The 16,478-nt window shown below is 71.3% G+C and carries 16 protein-coding genes and 1 pseudogene; 7 read left to right on the forward strand and 10 right to left on the reverse strand.

Annotated elements, in window-relative coordinates; genetic code table 11:
• Window positions 1–263: 263 nt before the first annotated feature.
• Complete coding sequence (locus tag MOTC310_RS30660; RefSeq protein ID WP_331304513.1) at window positions 264–926, reverse strand: HdeD family acid-resistance protein; 663 nt, start codon at window positions 924–926, stop codon at window positions 264–266.
• A 520-nt stretch (window positions 927–1,446) separates the two neighbouring features.
• On the opposite strand from MOTC310_RS30660, the gene MOTC310_RS30665 reads away from it, so the two are divergent.
• Both MOTC310_RS30665 and MOTC310_RS30670 read left to right on the forward strand, forming a co-directional pair.
• Window positions 1,447–2,403 carry an HlyD family secretion protein gene (locus MOTC310_RS30665; protein ID WP_419539660.1) on the forward strand — a complete coding sequence of 319 codons (957 nt, stop codon included), beginning with the start codon at window positions 1,447–1,449 and terminating at the stop codon, window positions 2,401–2,403.
• A complete protein-coding gene (locus tag MOTC310_RS30670; protein WP_331304514.1) occupies window positions 2,400–4,079 on the forward strand; it encodes a DHA2 family efflux MFS transporter permease subunit in 1,680 nt (559 codons plus the stop codon). Before MOTC310_RS30665 ends, MOTC310_RS30670 begins: the two co-directional genes overlap by 4 nt.
• Window positions 4,080–4,130: 51 nt before the next feature.
• Here MOTC310_RS30670 and rimM read toward each other — a convergent pair whose 3' ends face one another.
• The 5 genes from rimM to MOTC310_RS30695 are packed head-to-tail and all read right to left on the reverse strand — an operon-like array spanning window position 4,131 to window position 7,340.
• Complete coding sequence (gene rimM / locus MOTC310_RS30675; RefSeq protein ID WP_331304515.1) at window positions 4,131–4,826, reverse strand: ribosome maturation factor RimM; 696 nt, start codon at window positions 4,824–4,826, stop codon at window positions 4,131–4,133.
• A gap of 12 nt (window positions 4,827–4,838) precedes the next feature.
• Window positions 4,839–5,201: a 30S ribosomal protein S16 gene (gene rpsP / locus MOTC310_RS30680; protein ID WP_020092607.1), complete on the reverse strand. Its 363-nt coding sequence runs from the start codon at window positions 5,199–5,201 to the stop codon at window positions 4,839–4,841.
• A 7-nt stretch (window positions 5,202–5,208) separates the two neighbouring features.
• On the reverse strand, window positions 5,209–5,541 hold the full coding sequence (locus MOTC310_RS30685; protein ID WP_012320554.1) for a chorismate mutase: 333 nt from the start codon (window positions 5,539–5,541) through the stop codon (window positions 5,209–5,211).
• Window positions 5,538–7,103 (reverse strand): signal recognition particle protein, encoded by a 1,566-nt coding sequence (gene ffh / locus MOTC310_RS30690; protein ID WP_331304516.1) that lies wholly within the window; start codon window positions 7,101–7,103, stop codon window positions 5,538–5,540. Before ffh ends, MOTC310_RS30685 begins: the two co-directional genes overlap by 4 nt.
• A gap of 18 nt (window positions 7,104–7,121) precedes the next feature.
• The gene (locus MOTC310_RS30695; protein WP_331304517.1) at window positions 7,122–7,340 is read right to left on the reverse strand and encodes a glutathione S-transferase; all 219 of its coding nucleotides are present in this window, start codon (window positions 7,338–7,340) and stop codon (window positions 7,122–7,124) included.
• A 311-nt stretch (window positions 7,341–7,651) separates the two neighbouring features.
• Between MOTC310_RS30695 and MOTC310_RS30700 the strand changes: the two genes are divergently transcribed.
• On the forward strand, window positions 7,652–8,281 hold the full coding sequence (locus MOTC310_RS30700) for an ATPase (RefSeq protein ID WP_331304519.1): 630 nt from the start codon (window positions 7,652–7,654) through the stop codon (window positions 8,279–8,281).
• 406 nt (window positions 8,282–8,687) lie between these two features.
• A complete protein-coding gene (locus MOTC310_RS30705; RefSeq protein ID WP_419539983.1) occupies window positions 8,688–9,725 on the forward strand; it encodes an aromatic ring-hydroxylating oxygenase subunit alpha in 1,038 nt (345 codons plus the stop codon).
• 7 nt (window positions 9,726–9,732) lie between these two features.
• Here the strand turns inward: MOTC310_RS30705 and MOTC310_RS30710 are convergent, their stop codons facing one another.
• Window positions 9,733–10,338 (reverse strand): class I SAM-dependent methyltransferase, encoded by a 606-nt coding sequence (locus tag MOTC310_RS30710; protein WP_419539979.1) that lies wholly within the window; start codon window positions 10,336–10,338, stop codon window positions 9,733–9,735.
• On the opposite strand from MOTC310_RS30710, the gene trmD reads away from it, so the two are divergent.
• Both trmD and MOTC310_RS30720 read left to right on the forward strand, forming a co-directional pair.
• Window positions 10,250–10,897: a tRNA (guanine(37)-N(1))-methyltransferase gene (gene trmD, locus MOTC310_RS30715; protein WP_419539980.1), complete on the forward strand. Its 648-nt coding sequence runs from the start codon at window positions 10,250–10,252 to the stop codon at window positions 10,895–10,897. The genes MOTC310_RS30710 and trmD overlap by 89 nt on opposite strands.
• 352 nt (window positions 10,898–11,249) lie before the next feature.
• Complete coding sequence (locus MOTC310_RS30720) at window positions 11,250–12,419, forward strand: phosphoserine transaminase (RefSeq protein ID WP_331304522.1); 1,170 nt, start codon at window positions 11,250–11,252, stop codon at window positions 12,417–12,419.
• Between the two features lie 212 nt (window positions 12,420–12,631).
• On the opposite strand, the gene MOTC310_RS30725 is transcribed toward MOTC310_RS30720, so the two are convergent.
• The 3 genes from MOTC310_RS30725 to tesB form a co-directional block, all read right to left on the reverse strand.
• Complete coding sequence (locus MOTC310_RS30725; protein WP_024829209.1) at window positions 12,632–14,131, reverse strand: ammonium transporter; 1,500 nt, start codon at window positions 14,129–14,131, stop codon at window positions 12,632–12,634.
• An 81-nt stretch (window positions 14,132–14,212) separates the two neighbouring features.
• Window positions 14,213–14,551: a P-II family nitrogen regulator gene (locus MOTC310_RS30730; RefSeq protein ID WP_010683623.1), complete on the reverse strand. Its 339-nt coding sequence runs from the start codon at window positions 14,549–14,551 to the stop codon at window positions 14,213–14,215.
• A gap of 300 nt (window positions 14,552–14,851) precedes the next feature.
• Window positions 14,852–15,751: an acyl-CoA thioesterase II gene (gene tesB, locus MOTC310_RS30735; RefSeq protein ID WP_331304523.1), complete on the reverse strand. Its 900-nt coding sequence runs from the start codon at window positions 15,749–15,751 to the stop codon at window positions 14,852–14,854.
• 99 nt (window positions 15,752–15,850) lie between these two features.
• Here tesB and MOTC310_RS30740 point away from each other — a divergent pair.
• Window positions 15,851–16,228, forward strand: a pseudogene (locus tag MOTC310_RS30740) (2-octaprenyl-6-methoxyphenyl hydroxylase); the annotation flags it as partial.
• Window positions 16,229–16,478 lie beyond the last annotated feature (250 nt).

Consider the following 16,478-nt stretch of genomic DNA (forward strand, 5'->3'; position numbering starts at 1 on the left):
GGCCTCCCGGGCGGCGAGCCGCGGGTCCGGGGCGTCGGTGGGGTCCGGCCTCGGCGGTTTCGGCCCGCCGGCCGGGGCGCGTTCCGGCGCGTCGGGTGTCATCGTGGTGCGTGTTCCGGGGCCGGCCGATCCGGCCGACCGAGACTTCTAAGCCGCATCGGGTCGCGTGTCCCGCCGGAGCGGGGACGCAGGACGGCAGGCGCGTCGATCGCGCCGCGACCGTGTGGATCGGGCCACGGGGCCCGATCCGGTCCCGGGCCGGGTCACCGGCCGAGCGACGCCCCCGGGCCCGCGGCACCGTGCCGGCTGCGCAGCTGGAAGGCCAGGATCAGCAGGAGGATGCCGAAGGCGAAGGTGTAGGAGCCGATCCACCACGTCAGCACCAGGGCCGACATGCCCGGGTTGATGAGCAGCGCGAGGCCGAACAGGATCGACACGACCCCGCCGAGGACCAGCCACCAGCGCCCGTAATGGAGGTGCAGGCGGAAGGCCGCGGCGATCATCAGGCCGCCGGTCACCAGCGCCCAGGCGGCGAGCAGCAGCACGAACGCCCAGACGGCCGCGGCCGGCACCAGCACCGCCGCGACGCCCACCACGATATCCACGAGGCCCTCGAGCAGCAGGAAGCCCCAGCGCTCGTGGCGCTGCGCGGCCCGGACCGCGCCGATGACGGCGACGACGCCGTCGACGAGCATGTAGGCGGCGAAGAACAGGACCAGGGAGAGCACGAAGGCGCCCGGTGCGATGAACGCGACCGCCCCGAACAGGATCGCGATGACGCCGCGCAGGGCGACGAGCCACCAGTTCCGCGCCAGGGCCGCGCTCATCGCGTCGAGGCGCGCCACCCCGACGAGCGGGATGCCGGAGGGCGTGGTCGCGGGACCGGATCCGGGTCGATTCGGCGTCGGGGATGGGCTGCTGGTCATGGCGAACTCCTGGGCCTTGGGCCGAGAACGGCAAAGGTTCCGGGCGCAGAACGCCGCAGTGCGGCATGCGTTCCTAGGCGGTCTGATCTGCGCGTGGAACCTTGGGCCTGCGGCCGGCTTTTGCTGCCTGAGGCGGGCGATGCGACAAGCCCGGTCACCCTCCGGGTGGCCGGCCCATCGGGCGACGACTTCCCATGTTTGACGATCAGCGGCACCTCTCCGAGGACGAGGCGCGCCCGCGGCCGGCCGACGGCCGGACCGTCGCGCGCGAGCGCGACGTGCTCGATCTCGGCCGCGCCGNGCGCCGGCCGCGGACCGCGCGTCCGACCGCGAGACCGCGCGCAAGCCCGGCGCGGAGGAGGCCGACGACGCGCCCGAGGCGCAGGACGGGCAGGCCGGCGACGACGCGGAGAACTCCGACGACGGCGACGGGGACGAGGCGCGGCGGCCCAACATCCTGCGGCGCCACCCGCTCGCGTTCCTGCTCGGCGGGCTCGCTCTCGTCGCGCTCTGCGTCGGGGTGTTCTTCTACTGGCTGCTGTACATGCATCCCTACGAGAGCACCGACGACGCCTTCGTCGACGCGCGCAGCGTCTCGATCCAGCCGAAGGTCGGCGGCTACCTCGTCGACGTGCCGGTCACCGACAACCAGCATGTCGAGGCCGGGCAGATCCTGTTCCAGATCTTCCAGCGCGACTACGACATCGCCCTCGACCAGGCGAAGGCGCAGGTCGCGGCCGACGAGGCCGGCATCAAGAACATCGACGCGCAGATCCAGGCGCAGTACGCCAATATCGACGTGTCCAAGGCGCAGGTCGCCACCGCCGAGGCGGCGCTGAAATTCGCCCAGGAGGACGCGGCCCGCTACAAGGACCTCGCCGAGCGCGGCTCCGGCTCGGTCCAGCAGTCGCAGTCGGCGACCTCGACGCTGCAGCAGCGGCAGGCGGCCCTCCAGAGCGCCAATGCCGGCGTGGTCGCCGCGCAGAAGCAGGTCGGCTCGCTCCAGGCCCAGAAGGCCTCGACCCAGGCGCAGCTCGGGCGCGACCGGGCGCAGGTCGAGCAGGCCGAGCTGAACCTCGGCTACACGACCGTCCGCGCCGTCCAGGGCGGCCGCGTCGTGCGGCTCACCGGCGGGGTCGGCCAACTCGCCCAGGCCGGCCAGACCCTGGCGATGTTCGTGCCCGACGACATCTGGGTGACGGCGAACTTCAAGGAGACGCAGATCACCGATATGCGACCGGGCCAGCCGGTCGACATCGAGATCGACGCGTATCCGGGCCGCAAGATCCAGGGCACGGTGGCCTCGGTGCAGCCGGGCTCGGGCACGGCCTTCAGTCTCCTGCCGGCGCAGAACGCCACCGGCAACTACGTGAAGGTGACGCAGCGCATCCCGGTGAAGATCGTGGTCAAGACCTGGCCGACGGACGTCTCGATCGGCCCGGGCATGTCGATCGTCCCGACCGTCACGGTGCGGTGAGCGCCGTGGCCGGGCAAGCGAGCGCACCGGCGCCCGGCCGCAAGCCCCAGGGCGGAAAACCCGGCGCCGGCAAATCCGAGGCCGGCAAATCCAAGGCCGGCAAGGCCCCGGGCGGCCACAATCCGTGGCTGATCGCCGGTGTGGTGGCGCTGGCGACCTTCATGGAGGTGCTTGACACCACCATCGCCAACGTCGCCCTGCGCTACATCTCGGGCGGGCTCGCGGTCGGCCCCGACGAGGCGGCCTGGGTGGTGACGAGCTACCTCGTGGCCAACGCGATCACGCTGACGGCGTCGAGCTTCCTGGCCAAGCGCTACGGCCGCAAGGCGTTCTTCATGTGGTCGGTGGCGCTGTTCACCGTCTCGTCGATCCTGTGCGGCTTCGCCTGGAGCCTGGAATCGCTGCTGCTGTTCCGGGTGATGCAGGGGCTCGGCGGCGGCGGCATGGCGCCGCTCGCGCAGTCGATCCTGGCGGATTCCTTCCCGCCGGAAAAGCGCGGCCAGGCCTTCGCGCTCTACGGGGTCGCCATCGTGGTGGCGCCGGTGATCGGCCCGACGCTCGGCGGCTGGCTCTCCGACAACGCCTCCTGGCACTGGTGCTTCCTGATCAACGGGCCGGTGGGGGTCATCGCCCTCGGGCTGATGTACTGGCTGATCGAGGACAGCGACGCGGCCAAGAAGGAGCGCCGCGCCCTGGTGCGCAAGGGCATCCGCTTCGACATCGTCGGCTTCGTGCTGGTGGCCCTGTTCCTCGGCTCGCTGGAGGTGATCCTCGACGAGGGCCAGCGGAAGGACTGGTTCGGCACCTCGACGCTGATGAATGTGTCCGGCGTGCTGATGGTCGTCTCGTTCATCGCCATGATCCCGTGGCTGCTGACCCGCGAGAACCCGGCCGTCGACCTCCGCCTCATCGGCAACCGACAGTTCGGCTCGTGCTTCTTGGTGATGATGTTCACCGGGGCGATCCTGATCGCCACCACGCAGTTCATCCCGCAGATCACGCAGGAATATTACGGCTACACCGCCACCCTGTCGGGCCTCGTCCTCGGCCCCGGCGGCATCGTCACGGTGGTGATGATGTTCCTCACCGGCCGGATCTCGTCCTACGTCCAGCCGAAATGGCTGATCGCCACCGGCATGACCATCGTGGCGCTGGGCATGTACGACCTGACGCGGATCGACGGCAGCACGACCTTCGCGTTCTTCGCGTGGTCACGGGTCTATATCGGCATCGGCCTGCCGATGGTGTTCCTGTCGATCACTTCGGCCTCGTACGAGGGGATCCGCAAGGACCAGACCGATCAGGCCTCGGCGCTGATCAACGTCGCCCGCAACGTCGGCGGCTCGATGGGTGTCTCGCTCGCCCAGAACATCCTGGCCTACCGGAGCCAGTTCCATCAGAGCCGCTTGGTGGAGAGCGTCAACCCGGCCTCGCCGGCCTACCAGGAGACCATGCGGCAGGCGACGCAGTACTTCTCCGAGCACGGCTACGCCGGGATCGAGGCCCAGAACCAGGCGACGGCGTGGATCGGGAGCGTGCTCAGCACGCAGGTGGCCTACTGGGCCTATATCGACGTGTTCTGGGTGCTCGGCCTCGTCGCGGCCTGCGCGGTGCCGCTGGCCCTGAGCCTGAAGAGCGTCAAGCTCGGCGGCGGGGCGCCGGCCGGGGGGCATTGAGGCCCGCCCGGGCACCGGACGCGCCGCCGGCGTGCGGCCCGGCCCCGGTCCCTAGCCCGGATCGTCGGCCGGCTTGTCGCCCGGCGCCGCGAACAGGTCCTCCGGCGCGACCACGGTGACGCGGCGCTGCGCCACGTCGAGGACCGGCACGAAGGCCTTCGTGAAGGGCAGGAGCGCGGTGGCGCCGCCGTTCGGCGGGCGCAGTTCCAGGAGGTCGCCGCCGCCGTAATTCGGCACGGCCACGATCGTCCCGACGAGGGTCCCAGCCTCGTCCACCGCCGCGGCGCCGATCAGGTCGGCGGCGTAGACCTCGTCGTCGTCCTCGGGCGCGGCCAGACGGTCGCGGGGAACGTACAGGGCGACGCGGTTGAGCGCCTCCGCGGCGCTGCGGCCCGAGACGCCCTTGACCCGGGCGATCAGCATGTCGGGCGACGGGCCGGGGGCGGGACGCACGTCGGCGAGCGTCAGCGTCCGGCCGTCGGTCGTCTGGAGCGTTCCGTAGCCGGCGATCGCCTGCGGATCGCCGGTGTAGGATTTGAGCCGGACCTCGCCGGTGAGGCCGTGCGCCCGCCCGAACTCGCCCAGCAGGACGAGGTTCGGATCGGGCGGCGCGGGCCGGGGCGCCGGCTTGGGGGCCGGCGCCTTGGGCGAGGTCGCCGCGTCGGGCGCGATCTTGCCGATCGCCGAGCTCGTGCGGCCTCGGCGGCCGCCGTCGCGGGAAGTGGGACCTGCGGGGCGGCGCGCCATGACCGGTGCGCCTTACGCGGCGGCGTCCTCGGCGGGAGCGGCGGCCTTCTCGGCGCGCTTGGCGGCGCGCTCCTTGGCCTTCTCGCCCGGCTCCGCCTTCTGCGGGTTGTTGCGGGTCGGGCGCTTGGCGAGACCGGCCTGGTCGAGGAAGCGCAGGACGCGGTCGGTCGGCTGCGCACCCTTGGCGAGCCAGCTCTGGATCTTCTCGTTGTCGAGCACGATGCGGGCCGGATCGTCCTTGGCCTTCATCGGGTCGTAGGCGCCGACCTTGTCGATGAAGCGGCCGTCGCGCGGGGCGCGGGCGTCGGCGACGACGATGCGGTAGTAGGGGCGCTTCTTGGCGCCGCCGCGGGTGAGACGGATCTTGAGGGCCATGGTCTGACTACTTTCGCTGTTGCTCGATCTGGGACTCGTGGTCCGCCTTGATCGACTGGTGGTGCCGAATGACTTCCTTGACCACGAAGGCCAGAAACTTCTCGGCGAAGTCGGGGTCGAGCTTGGCCTCGACCGCGAGCTTGCGGAGCCGGGCGACCTGACGGGCCTCCCGGTCCGGATCGGAAGGGGGAATCCCCTTTCGGGCCTTGAGCTCGCCGACCCGCTGCGTGCAGCGGAAACGCTCGGCGAGGAGGTGGATCAGCGCCGCATCGAAGTTGTCGATGCTGTCCCGCAGGCGCGCGAGTTCGGGATCGACGGCCTGCGCCGCGAGCACGCTCATTTCTTCTTCCCCGGCAAGAACCCGCCGAGGCCGGGCAGCTTCGGGCCACCGAGACCGGGAAGCCCCGGGAGCTTCGGCATGCCGCCCCCGCCGCCCAGGCCCGGCGGCATCGGCGGCAGCTTGCCGCCGAACTGCTTCTCGAGCTGCGCGATCTGCTCCGGCGTCGGCTCCGGCATGCCGGGCGGGAGACCGGGCATGCCGCCGCCCATGCCACCGCCGCCGAGGCCGAACATCGAGCCGAGCGCCTGCCCGATCCCGCGTTTCCCAGAGCCCATCGCCTTCATCATGTCGGCCATGGTCCGGTGCATCTTCAGGAGCTTGTTGATCTCCGAGACGTCGACGCCCGAGCCCGCCGCGATGCGCTTCTTGCGGCTGTTCTTGAGGAGGTCGGGGTTCTTCCGCTCCTGCGGGGTCATCGACGAGATGATCGCCCGCTGGCGCTTGAACATCTTCTCGTCGAGGTTGGCGCCCTCGACCTGCTTCTTGATCTGGCCCATCCCGGGCAGCATGCCCATCAGGCCGCCGATGCCGCCCATCTTCTCCATCTGGGCAAGCTGCATGGAGAGGTCCTCCAGGTCGAACTTGCCCTTGCGCATCTTCTCCGCGGTGCGGAGCGCCTGCTCGTGGTCGATGGTCTCGGCGGCCTTCTCGACGAGCGAGACGATGTCGCCCATGCCGAGGATGCGGTTGGCGACCCGGGCCGGGTGGAACTCCTCCAGCGCGTCGACCTTCTCGCCGACGCCGACGAGCTTGATCGGCTTGCCGGTGACGGCGCGCATCGACAGGGCCGCGCCGCCGCGGGAATCGCCGTCCATCCGGGTCAGGACGATGCCGGTGACGCCGAGCCGCTGATCGAAGGCGCGCGCGGTGTTGACCGCGTCCTGGCCGGTCAGCGCGTCGGCGACGAGCAGCACCTCGTGCGGCCGGGTCGCGGCCTTCACCTCGGCGGCCTCGGCCATCAGGCCCTCGTCCACCGTGGTGCGGCCGGCGGTGTCGAGCATCACCACGTCGAAGCCGCCGAGGCGGGCGGCGTCCATGGCGCGCTTGGCGATCTGCACCGCCGACTGGCCGGCGATGATCGGCAGGGACTCGACGCCGACCTGCTTGGCCAGCACCGCGAGCTGCTCCATGGCGGCCGGGCGGCGCGTGTCGAGGGAGGCGAGCAGCACCTTGCGCTTCTCGCGCTCGGAGAGGCGCCTCGCGATCTTGGCGGTGGTGGTGGTCTTGCCCGAGCCCTGAAGGCCGACCATCAGGATCGGCACCGGGGCGGGGGCGTTGAGGTCGACGGTCTCGGCGTCGGTGCCGAGCATGGCCACGAGCTCGTCGTTGACGATCTTCACGACCATCTGGCCGGGCGTCACCGACTTGAGCACGACGGCGCCGACGGCCTTCTCCTTCACCCGGTCGGTGAAGCCGCGCACCACCTCCAGGGCGACGTCGGCCTCCAGCAGGGCGCGGCGCACCTCGCGCATGGCGGCGGTGACGTCGGCCTCGGTGAGCGCGCCGCGGCGCGTCAGTCCCGAGAGGATGCCGGAGAGGCGATCGGACAGGCCTTCGAACATGATCCTGACGCCTCGCCGTTACTGTTCGAGCCCGGCGCGCTCGACGCGGCGCGCCTGGAGGGCGGCCTCGAAGCTGCGCAGCGCCTTGGCGAACTTGTCCCGGCACTCCGGGTTGCAGAAGCCCACCACGGCGCCGTTGTAGAGCGTCAGCGAGTCGGCCGAGATCGGCTTGCCCGACCACGGGCAGGTCTCGTTGATCGCGTCCTCGATCTTCAACGCTTCTTGATCTCGCGTCATGCGGGTGCCTCGGCCGGCGGATCCCGTCATCGCATATCTGCCAACGCCCATCGCGCCCGAGGGCGCGGACGCGCTGTCGGGCGTTGACCTCCGGTCTCGCGGGACCGGTCGGCTTGGTATCGGTCGATCTGCAACGGATCGGGAGGCCGGGGCGTAGCGGCAGCCGGCCGGAAAGTCAATTTTTACGCCTGTTCCGGGCAAGGCCGGCGCGCCGCGGTGCCGAAACGGGCGGGACGAACCGTGTTAACTTTTACCGATCGTTAAGCATGTTGGGATTGTCTTCGGGCCATATTCGCTCAGGACGCCCGCAGATGTCGGAACCCGCCCGCTCTCACTCGCCGACCGAGTCCGGCAGCTTTCCCGCGACCGGTCCGCTCCGCGACTGGCTGACGGCGATGAAGGCTCAGGCGCCGGTCGAGACCCGCGGCGAGGCGCGCCCGGCGGAGGCCCTGCCCGAGGCGAAGCGGCCCCGCGGCGGCGAGACGGCGTGGTCGCCCCGCGTCGTTCCGGCTCCCGAGGCCCCGCGGGTTGCGGCCGAGGACCCCGACATCGCCGAGCTGATGGCCGAGAACATGATGCTCAAGGCCAAGCTCCGCGTGGAGGCCGAGCGTCAGGACGAGTTGCAGGCCATCCTGGCCGACGAGATCCGGACCCTGCGCGAGCACATCCGCGACGAGATCGGCTCGCTGGAGGACCTCCGCGCCGAGCAGGAAGAGGTCCGCGTCGAGCGCGAGGAGTTCCGCGGGGAGCGGGAGCGCTTCCGGGCCGAGCGCGAGGAGTTGCGCGCCGAGCGCGACCGGGCGGTCGCGGAGCGGGACGCGCTGCGGGCCGAGCGGCTGACCCTGGCCGGCGAGCGCGACGCCCTGCGCGAGGAGCGCGACCTGTGGCGCGCCCGGACCGAGGCCCTGGCCCAGCCGCTGTTCCAGTCCCAGCGGCGCTGACGGCACGACCGGACCCTGAAACGCCGAAGGGCCACCCGCGAGGGTGGCCCTTCCATTGCCGAACCGTGCTGTCCGGCGGAACTGTCCCGAGATCGGGTCTCAGACGCGTCTTAGAGCGACGCGCCGGAGGCGACGGTCCAGGTCCGATGAGCCGAGACACACGGCTGATGACAATGAGACACTGGATCACCTCCTTTCGTTGGTTGCGGGTGAAGCGAAGGTAGGTGGCCGCGCCCGGCTTGTGAAGCCCCGCGCCTGCGCCCGTTTGTCCTCCCCCGGCCGGCGCTTCCCCGCCCCGGCGGCGGGGCGTATGACGGGCGCCCCGAAGTCTGCCCGAACAGCCTTGAACGCGCCCTTCGCCAACCCGCCGCGCCCCGCCGACGAGGCCGCGCTCGATCCCGACGCGATGCGCCAGCCGCTCGGCAACGCGTGGTACTGCGTCGGGCAGTCCCGGAGCCTCGGCAAGGCGGGCGGCCGGTCGGCCCTGCGGTCCGTGGCGCTGAACGGCGAGCAGATCGTGCTGGGCCGCGCGCCCGACGGCAAGCCGTTCGCGCTGCGCGACCGCTGCCCCCATCGCGGCATGGCCCTGTCGAGGGGCCGCTTCGACGGCGACACCCTGATGTGCCCGTTCCACGGCTGGCGCTTCGGCACCGACGGGCGCTGCCGCGACGTCCCGACCCTGTCGGAGCACGACGCCGCCGATTTCTCCCGCATCCAGGTTCAGCGCTTCCCCGTCCGCGAGAGCGCCGGCTTCCTCTGGGTCAACCCGCATCTCGGCCCCGCCGCCGGCGCGGCGCCGGAGGTGCCGGCGCTGGATTTCGAGCCCGCCGGCTCCCTCGTGGTCGAGCTGGAGGTCGACGCCTCCTTTGACCTGACGACGCTGAGCCTCGTCGATCCCGGGCACGTCGCCTTCGTCCACGACACGTGGTGGTTCCGGCCCTCGAAGCAGCTCCGCGAGAAGGTGAAGACCTTCCAGCCGGTGCCCCACGGCTTCGTGATGACGAGCCACGCCACGACGACGAGCTCGCCGGTCTACCGCCTGCTCGGCGGCATCCCCGAGGTCGAGATCGAGTTCCGCCTGCCCGGCGTGCGGCTGGAGCGCATCCGCGCGGGCGAGAAGCGGGTGGCGAACTACACCTTCGCGACGCCGCTGACGCCGGACCGGACGCTGCTCACCAACGCCCTCTACTGGAGCATGCCGGCCCTGAACCTGCTCAGGCCGGTCGCGCGCCCGCTGATGCGGCAGTTCCTGACCCAGGACCAGCAGGTGCTCCAGCACGCGCAGGACGGGCTCGACCGCAAACCCACCATGGTGCTGTTCGGCCAGGGCGACCTGCCCTCGCAATGGTATTTCCGGCTCAAGCGCGAGGCCCTCGAATCGGCTCGCGACGGGCGCCCGTTCGCCAACCCGCTGGAGCGCCGCGAGCTGCGCTGGCGCTCCTGAGGCGCCGCTACCGCGCCGTCGCGTCGTCCCGGCAGGGCCGGATCGTCTCCGGCCTCGGGCGGGAATCCGGCGCGGGCGCCGCGAACACCGCCAGGTAGGCCCCGTCCGCGAGCGGCCGGAAGCCGGTCTCCCGGTAGCCCGCGGCGGCGAGCTCGCAGCTCAGGAGCGCCGGCGGCGTGCCGTGCCGCGACGGGATCGCGTCGGCATCGACGATCCCGACCCGGCCGCCCGGACGCATCGCGGCGGCGAGGTTGTGGAGCAGGCCGAAGGGCTGGGTGATCTCGTGGTACATGTGGACGAGGATTGCCGCGTCCACCGAGGCCGGGGGCAGGCGCGGGTCGTGCGGCTCGCCGCGCACGACCGTGACGTTCCCGAGCGCCTTCACCCGCTTCTCTAAGGCCGCCAAGTAGGACGGCGTCACGTCCTCGGCGAGCACGCGGCCCCGCGGCCCGACCCGGGGGCTCAACCGCACCGCGTAGTAGCCGCTGCCGGCGCCGATATCCGCCACCGTCTCGCCGGGCGCGATGCCCATCCCCTCGGCCACCTGCTCGAACTCGCCCGCCCTGTCGCGCTCGGCCTCCGAGGACCAGCGCGGCGCGACGATCTCGGCCACGGGCCGGTCGGGCCTGGGGAAGGCGGCGGCGGGCGCGCCCGGGGGCGCCAGCGCCGGGCCCGACGACGCCCGCCCGCGCCTGCTGATGTCCCCGCGGGGCCGGCCGCTCACCCAGGCCCGCGTCCGCGACCTCGCCGCCGGACCGGGCGCGCTGATCGTCTGCGGCCGCTTCGAGGGCGTCGACGAGCGCGTGATCGCCGGGCGCGGCCTGGAGGAGGTCTCGATCGGGGACTACGTGCTGTCCGGCGGCGAGATCGCCGCCCTGGTGGTGCTCGACGCCTGCGTGCGGCTCCTGCCCGGCGTGATGGGCAAGATCGAATCCGGCGTCGAGGAGAGCTTCGAGGGCGGGCTCCTCGAGTATCCGCACTACACGCGCCCCCGTGACTGGGAGGGCCGAGCGATCCCCGACGTCCTCTCCGGCGGCAACCACGCCGCCATCGCCCGCTGGCGGCGGGCGGAGGCCGAGCGGATCACCGCCGAGCGGCGGCCGGACCTGCTCGGCGGGACCGGTCCCGGTCAGGCCGGCTCGAGGTCGATCACCGGGCCGTCCCGGTCGTAATCCAGCGGGTCGAGCTGCAGAGGCCGCGGCACGAGCCGCGGCGCCCGGCGAGACGGCACGATACGGGGTATTAAGGCCCCAATAACCAAGAGAAGAGCGGACCAGACCGCAAATATCGCGGCGCTGTGGAAAGACATCGGCGCACCTCAAACGCAACGCGGCACCTCATTAAGGCTAACCAGCCCGGATTAATCGACTGTTCCCCGCCGCGCGCGGCGCTGTCCCGGCCGGGGGCAGCGCCGCGAAGACTGCTGGCGGGACAGGCGCTTGCCAGCCGGCCGGTTTCGGCGCATGCGCGGGCCGGGACGCGCCTCCCGGCGGGAGCGCGTCCCTCTGCAAGGATGGATCCGCCATGACCAGCCGCCCCACGCAGCGCCCGCACGTGCCCCACTTCTCCTCCGGCCCCTGCGCCAAGCGCCCCGGCTGGACTCCGGCCGCCCTGGCCGGCGCCGCGCTCGGCCGGTCGCACCGCTCCCCCCTCGGCAAGGCCAAGCTGGGACGGGCCATCGACCTGACGCGCGCGGTGCTGCAGGTGCCCGCCGAGTACCGGATCGGCATCGTGCCGGCCTCCGATACCGGCGCCGTCGAGATGGCGATGTGGACGCTGCTCGGGCCGAAGCCGGTGGAGGTCGCCGCCTGGGAGGCGTTCGGCAAGGAGTGGGTCACGGACGCGCTGAAGCAGCTGAAGATCGCGCCCCGCATCCACCAGACCCCCTACGGAATCCTGCCGGACCTCGCCGCGATCGACACGAAGCGCAGCGACGTGGTCTTCACGTGGAACGGCACCGCGGCCGGTGTGAAGGTGCCGGACGGCGACTGGATCGCGGCCGACCGCGAGGGGCTGACGATCTGCGACGCGACCTCGGCGGCCTTCGCCCAGCCCCTGCCCTGGGACAAGCTCGATGTCGTGACCTTCTCCTGGCAGAAGGTCATGGGCGGCGAGGCGGCGCACGGCATGCTGATCCTCTCGCCCCGCGCCGTGGCGCGGCTGGAGAGCCACACGCCGGCCTGGCCCCTGCCGAAGATCTTCCGCCTCACCAAGGACGGCAAGCTGATCGAGGGCATCTTCAAGGGCGACACGATCAACACGCCCTCGATGCTGGCCGTCGAGGACTATCTCGACACCCTGGACTGGGCCGAGCGGATCGGCGGTCTGAAGGCGCTGCACGCGCGGGCCGATGCCAACGCCAAGGTGATCTACGACTGGGTCGCCCGGACATCCTGGATCGCGCCGCTGGCCGCCGATCCCGCGACCTACTCGAACACCGGCGTCTGCCTCGTGATCGCCGATCCGGACGTGCTCGCCCGCGGCGACGCGGCGGTCTCGGCCTTCGCGGCGGGGATCGTCGAGCGCCTCGACCGCGAGGGCGTCGCCCTCGACATCGGCGCCTACCGCGACGCGCCGGCGGGCCTGCGGATCTGGTGCGGCGCCACCGTGGAGACCGCCGATCTCGAGGCCCTGACGCCCTGGCTCGACTGGGCCTTCGCGGAGGAGAAGGCGGCGCTGACGCGGGCGGCGTGAGCGCTTCGGGGTCGATGCCCGATCGCCGCCCCGCATCGTCTTTGCGAGCGGAGCGAAGCAATCCAAGGCCTCGCTCCGATTCCGCCTGCAGCGCTTCCCTGGGTCGCTTCGCTGCGCTCGCGATGACGGCCTGACGTGAAAAAACCCCGGTCCTCGCGGAGCCGGGGTTTTCTCATGCGCGGACGCGGCCCCGCGGGGCCGCGCCGTCCATCTCAGTAGTTGTAGGCGCGCTCGCCGTGATCGGCGATGTCGAGACCCTCGCGCTCCTCCTCCTGCGTGACGCGCAGGCCGATCGTCACGTCAACGAGCTTGTAGAGGATCGCCGAGCCGATGCCCGACCACAGGAGCGTCAGGCCGACCGCCTCCGCCTGGACGATGAGCTGGCTCATCATGTCGTAGGCACCGACCGCCAGCTCGCCCGGCTTCGAGGTGTAGTCGGGGATGCCGACGCCGCCGAGGTTCGGGTCGACCAGGATGCCGGTCGCCAGCGCGCCCAGGATGCCGCCGATGCAGTGGACGCCGAAGACGTCCAGCGAGTCGTCGTAGCCGAGGGCGTTCTTCACGGTGGAGCACATCACGAAGCAGACCACGCCGGCGACGAGGCCGAGCACGATCGAGCCCATCGGGCCGGCGAAGCCGGAGGCCGGGGTGACCGCGACGAGGCCGGCGACCGCGCCCGACAGCATGCCGAGCAGGGACGGCTTGCCCTTGAGGGCCCACTCGGCGAACAGCCACGCCACCGCGGCGCCGCAGGTCGCCACGAAGGTGTTGAGCATGGCGAGCGCGGCGGTGCCGTTGGACTCGAGGTTCGAGCCGGCGTTGAAGCCGAACCAGCCGACCCACAGCAGCGAGGCGCCGATCATGGTCATGGTCAGGGAGTGCGGGGCGAGCAGGTCGCGGCCGTAACCGATGCGCTTGCCCATGATCAGGCAGCCGACGAAGCCGGCGATGCCTGCGTTGATGTGGACCACGGTGCCACCCGCGAAGTCGAGGGCGCCCTTCTGGAAGAGGAAGCCGGCATCCTTGTTGACGGCGTCGAGGGCCGCCTGGGCGGTCGCCTTCGAGGCGTCGTCGGTGGCGGCGGCCAGCGCCTTGGCGGCGTTGCCGACGGCGTCCGGGCCGGCCCAGTACCAGACCATGTGGGCCATCGGGAAGTAGATGATCGTGACCCAGAGGATCGTGAACACCACCAGCGCGGAGAACTTCATCCGCTCGGCGAAGGCGCCGACGATCAGCGCGGGCGTGATCATGGCGAACGTCATCTGGAAGCACAGATAGGCGTATTCCGGGATCACGACGCCGTTCGAGAAGGTCGCGACCGTCGAGTTCGCGTCGACGCCCTTCAGGAACGCCTTCGAGAAGCCGCCGACGAAGTCGTTGAGGCCGCCGCCGCTGGTGAAGGCGAGGCTGTAGCCGTAGAACACCCAGAGCAGGCCGACGATCGACACGATCGCGAACACCTGGGTCAGCACCGACAGCATGTTCTTGGTGCGCACGAGGCCGCCGTAGAACAGCGCGAGGCCGGGGATGCTCATCATCAGCACCAGGGCCGACGAGATCATCATCCACGCCGTGTCGCCCTTGTTGGGGATCGGCGAGGGCGGCGGCGAGGCGGCTTCCGGTGTCGGAGTCTGCGCGAGGGACGGCTCGATCAGGAGGGCGGCGATCGCCGCCCCTCCCAAGCCGAGCATGAGGGCATGACGAAGTTTCATGGGCACGTGGCTCCCGGTCTCAAGTCCGTAGTGTTTCAGAGGGTCTGGGGATCGGCGGGCCCGGGCGCGCCGGGCCGCGGATCAGAGGGCGTCGGCGTCGGTCTCGCCGGTCCGGATGCGCACCGCCTTCTCCAGCGGCATGACGAAGATCTTGCCGTCGCCGATCTGGCCGGTCCGCGCGGCCCCCGCGATGGCGTCGATCACGCTGGACGTCAGGTCCGAGGCGACGGCGACCTCGATCTTCAGCTTGGGCAGGAAGCTGACCGCGTATTCCGCGCCGCGGTAGATCTCGGTGTGGCCCTTCTGGCGGCCATAGCCCTTCACCTCCGTCACCGTCAGGCCGTGGACGCCGATTCCGGTGAGCGCGTCGCGCACCTCCTCGAGCTTGAACGGCTTGATGATGGCCATCACGATTTTCATGGGCGACGCCCCCTTCGAAGTCCTTGGGAACCGTTGCCGTCACCCGACCTGCGGGACGAGCCGACACGGACCGTCCGCAGGCTCGGGATGACCCGCGGTCGAAGGCCGCTATTCAAGGACTATGCCAGGCAAGCTCGGCCGGGAACATTTTTGCCGATCGTCATTTTGCCTATGGATTAGCCCGGCACGGTCAGATCACGGGCAGGCCCCGCCGCAACGGCGCACAAAGACGAGGCATTCTGCCCAATTCCGTGCACGGCACCGTGTGGCATACCGGCAACACACGTGCGGGATCGCGCTTTAATCCCGCGTCGGGCGGATCAATCCTTCCTGGGCGACCGAGGCCACGAGGTTGCCGGCACGGTCGAAGATCTGGCCGCGCGCGAAACCGCGGGCCCCGCCCGCGACCGGGCTGTCCTGCGCGTAGAGCAGCCACTCGTCGATCTTGACCGGCCGGTGGAACCAGAGCGCGTGGTCGAGGCTCGCGGCCTGGATCGTCGGATCGAACACCGACCGACCGTGCGGGATCAGCGAGACGTCGAGCAGGGTCATGTCGGAGGCGTAGGCCAGCACGGCCCGGTGGAGCGCCGGATCGTCCGGCAGCGCGGAGGCCGCGCGCAGCCAGACATTGAAGATCGGGTCGGGCGCCCGGCCGCCCGCACCGGCAGGCAGGTAGCGGTTCAGATCGACCGGCCGCAGCGCGATCGGCCGCTCCCGGCCGAAATAGGCGGCGATCGCCTCCGGCATCCCGGTCCCGCCGGCCGCCGCCAGGGCCTTGCCGTCGAGGAGCCCGTCGGGTCCGGCCACCGCCGGCATCGCCGGCTGGTGCGTCAGCCCCTCCTCGACGACCTGATAGGAGACCGTCGTGGCGAAGATCGCGCGCCCGTGCTGGATCGCCTTGACCCGACGGGTCGTGAAGCTGCGCCCGTCCCGGATCCGCTCGACCTCGTAGACGATGGGCGTCCGCGGGTCGCCGGGCAGCATGAAGTAGGCGTGGAGGGAGTGGGCCGGGCGGTCGTCCGGCACCGTCCGGGTCGCGGCGACCAGGGCCTGCGCCACCACCTGCCCGCCGAAGACCCGTCGCCAGCCCGTCCTGGGATTCTGGCCGCGGAACAGGTCGACCTCCAGCCGCTCCAGATCGAGGATGGCGATCAGCTCGGCGACGGCGTCCGTCATCGCGTCGGTGTTGGCGTCGGTCATGACCCGCGGGGTTTCCGTTCGTTGCCCGCGTGCGACATAGGCTTTCTGGACGAACCAATCCACGCGCCCCGCGCGCGGGAACCGAGGAGATCCGCCACGATGACGGCCGAGACGCCCCGCCCCGGCAGCCGCAGCCTCCTGATCGCCGGCGGCGGCCTGCCCAGCCTCGCCCTGGCGCTCGCCCTGAAGCAGGCCCACGGCCCGGCGCTGGCCGTGACGGTGATCGACCCGGGCGCCGCGGATCCCGCCCGGCACCGCGGCCGCGCCTACGCGCTCGCGGCGGGCGGCCGGCGGATGCTGACCCGACTCGGCGTGTGGGCCGGCGTCGCCGACGCCGCCGAGCCGATCACCGAGATGGTGATCAGCGACAGCCGCCTCGCCGACCCGGTGCGGCCGGTCTTCCTGACCTTCGGCCGCGAGGCGGAGGATGAGGGCGACGACGGCGAGCCCTTCGCCCACATGATTGAGGCCGAGCCCAGCGATGAGAAGGATCGTCTCGGCCGCCTCGTCGCCGAAGCTGTGGTAGGCCAGGGTGATGCCGTTGGTCGCCACACGGCCAGACGAGTGTTCTGGGCTCATATCCGGATGGCCTGGAGACACTCCGCCCACTGAACGAGATGCTCTTTCATCACCCGGTCGCGGACATACCCGATCTCTTCAGCGTCCAACCGCTCGACGATTTCGAAGCTGAACGCCTCCGCTCCATGCGCAGTCCACGCGCTCTGGA

Origin of the sequence: Methylobacterium oryzae (genome assembly GCF_036441375.1) — a bacterium.
Taxonomy (GTDB): domain Bacteria; phylum Pseudomonadota; class Alphaproteobacteria; order Rhizobiales; family Beijerinckiaceae; genus Methylobacterium; species Methylobacterium oryzae_A.